The organism is Paraburkholderia sp. GAS448 (assembly GCF_050435685.1).
Classification (GTDB): domain Bacteria; phylum Pseudomonadota; class Gammaproteobacteria; order Burkholderiales; family Burkholderiaceae; genus Paraburkholderia.
In genome coordinates this window covers 1-2,520 of record NZ_JBNDKT010000123.1, presented here as the reverse complement: position 1 = coordinate 2,520, position 2,520 = coordinate 1, and the positions used below count along the sequence as shown (strand labels likewise).

The 2,520-nt window shown below is 54.0% G+C and carries 1 rRNA gene; it reads left to right on the top strand.

Annotation, left to right across the window (positions count from 1 at the left end):
• Positions 1-2,334, top strand: a 23S ribosomal RNA gene (locus P3T23_RS47455); the annotation flags it as partial.
• Positions 2,335-2,520 lie beyond the last annotated feature (186 nt).

Genomic DNA, 2,520 nt, shown 5'->3' with positions numbered 1-2,520 from the left:
GGGTGACGGCGTACCTTTTGTATAATGGGTCAGCGACTTACATTCAGTGGCAAGCTTAACCGATTAGGGCAGGCGTAGCGAAAGCGAGTCCGAACAGGGCGTTCAGTCGCTGGGTGTAGACCCGAAACCAGGTGATCTATCCATGGCCAGGATGAAGGTGCGGTAACACGTACTGGAGGTCCGAACCCACTAACGTTGAAAAGTTAGGGGATGAGCTGTGGATAGGGGTGAAAGGCTAAACAAACCTGGAAATAGCTGGTTCTCTCCGAAAACTATTTAGGTAGTGCCTCGTGTATCACCTTCGGGGGTAGAGCACTGTCATGGTTGAAGGGTCCATTGCGGATTACTTCGCCATAGCAAACTCCGAATACCGAAGAGTGCAATCACGGGAGACAGACATCGGGTGCTAACGTCCGGTGTCAAGAGGGAAACAACCCAGACCGCCAGCTAAGGTCCCCAAATATTGCTAAGTGGGAAACGAAGTGGGAAGGCTAAAACAGTCAGGAGGTTGGCTTAGAAGCAGCCATCCTTTAAAGAAAGCGTAATAGCTCACTGATCGAGTCGTCCTGCGCGGAAGATGTAACGGGGCTAAGCAATATACCGAAGCTGCGGATGCACAGCGATGTGCATGGTAGGAGAGCGTTCCGTAAGCCTGCGAAGGTGCACTGGAAAGTGTGCTGGAGGTATCGGAAGTGCGAATGCTGACATGAGTAGCGATAAAGGGGGTGAAAGGCCCCCTCGCCGTAAGCCCAAGGTTTCCTACGCAACGTTCATCGGCGTAGGGTGAGTCGGCCCCTAAGGCGAGGCAGAAATGCGTAGCTGATGGGAAGCAGGTCAATATTCCTGCACCATTGTGAAATGCGATGGGGGGACGGATCGCGGAAGGTTGTCCGGGTGTTGGAAGTCCCGGTTCCTGTGTTGGAGAAGGCGCTTTGGCAAATCCGGGCGCGCAATTCAAGGGCATGGGACGAGCCGCTCAGGCGGCGAAGCAACTGGAAGTGGTTCCAAGAAAAGCCTCTAAGCTTCAGTTTCACGATGACCGTACCGCAAACCGACACAGGTGGGCGAGATGAGTATTCTAAGGCGCTTGAGAGAACTCGGGAGAAGGAACTCGGCAAATTGGTACCGTAACTTCGGGATAAGGTACGCCCCTGTAGCTTGACTGGCCTGCGCCAGAAGGGTGAAGGGGTTGCAATAAACTGGTGGCTGCGACTGTTTAATAAAAACACAGCACTCTGCAAACACGAAAGTGGACGTATAGGGTGTGACGCCTGCCCGGTGCCGGAAGATTAAATGATGGGGTGCAAGCTCTTGATTGAAGTCCCGGTAAACGGCGGCCGTAACTATAACGGTCCTAAGGTAGCGAAATTCCTTGTCGGGTAAGTTCCGACCTGCACGAATGGCGTAACGATGGCCACACTGTCTCCTCCCGAGACTCAGCGAAGTTGAAGTGTTTGTGATGATGCAATCTCCCCGCGGCTAGACGGAAAGACCCCATGAACCTTTACTGTAGCTTTGCATTGGACTTTGAACCGATCTGTGTAGGATAGGTGGGAGGCTATGAAGCGTGAACGCCAGTTTGCGTGGAGCCGTCCTTGAAATACCACCCTGGTTTGTTTGAGGTTCTAACCTTGGCCCGTGATCCGGGTCGGGGACAGTGCATGGTAGGCAGTTTGACTGGGGCGGTCTCCTCCCAAAGTGTAACGGAGGAGTACGAAGGTACGCTAGGTACGGTCGGAAATCGTGCTGATAGTGCAATGGCATAAGCGTGCTTAACTGCGAGACCGACAAGTCGAGCAGGTGCGAAAGCAGGTCATAGTGATCCGGTGGTTCTGTATGGAAGGGCCATCGCTCAACGGATAAAAGGTACTCTGGGGATAACAGGCTGATACCGCCCAAGAGTTCATATCGACGGCGGTGTTTGGCACCTCGATGTCGGCTCATCTCATCCTGGGGCTGTAGCCGGTCCCAAGGGTATGGCTGTTCGCCATTTAAAGAGGTACGTGAGCTGGGTTTAAAACGTCGTGAGACAGTTTGGTCCCTATCTGCCGTGGGCGCTGGATATTTGAAGGGGGCTGCTCCTAGTACGAGAGGACCGGAGTGGACGAACCTCTGGTGTACCGGTTGTCACGCCAGTGGCATCGCCGGGTAGCTATGTTCGGAAGAGATAACCGCTGAAAGCATCTAAGCGGGAAACTCGCCTTAAGATGAGATATCCCCGGGGCTTCGAGCCCCTTGAAGGGTCGTTCAAGACCAGGACGTTGATAGGTCAGGTGTGGAAGCGCAGTAATGCGTTAAGCTAACTGATACTAATTGCCCGTAAGGCTTGATCCTATAACCGGTGTGTTTTATGTCGGTCAAGGTTGGCGCTGTGGCGCCTGCCCGGACCCCACCCCCGAAGGGGGCGCAGACATACGCACTCAGGTTGAGACCGGTGTTGTGCCGAAAACATCACAGCCCAGTGCAGTACGAGAGGCATCCTCTCAGCTACTTCTTCCCGATTGGTTGTGCTGCCCCGGG